Source organism: Vibrio sp. 10N.222.49.C9 (assembly GCF_041474985.1).
Lineage (GTDB): Bacteria > Pseudomonadota > Gammaproteobacteria > Enterobacterales > Vibrionaceae > Vibrio > Vibrio crassostreae_C.
In genome coordinates this window covers 1-302 of sequence record NZ_JBFRVD010000960.1, presented here as the reverse complement: position 1 = coordinate 302, position 302 = coordinate 1, and the positions used below count along the sequence as shown (strand labels likewise).

Annotated in this window: 1 pseudogene; it reads right to left on the bottom strand. The window is 43.0% G+C overall.

Features of this window, described 5'->3' with window-relative positions:
- Positions 1-93 precede the first annotated feature (93 nt).
- Positions 94-302: pseudogene (locus AB4585_RS26410) on the bottom strand (ABC transporter ATP-binding protein); the annotation flags it as partial.

Genomic DNA, 302 nt, shown 5'->3' with positions numbered 1-302 from the left:
AATAAATAAAGGAGCTCATTTGAGCTCCTTTTATATTTTCCCACAAGAAGGCCTGATAGCTTAATGCCTAAGACACTTCCCTTACTACCAAACTTACCCTGCCTGTAACGACCCATACAAAGTCTGATAAAGTCCGTCCGTTTCAATCAAATCTATATGTGTACCCGACTGTATGACCTTTCCGTCTTCGAGAACATAGATAAGGTCAGCCTGTTTAACGGCAGACAGTCGATGGGCAACAATAAGTGTTGTACGGTTCTTCAAGAAACGATTTAGCGCTAGATGTAGCTCTGCCTCGGTGG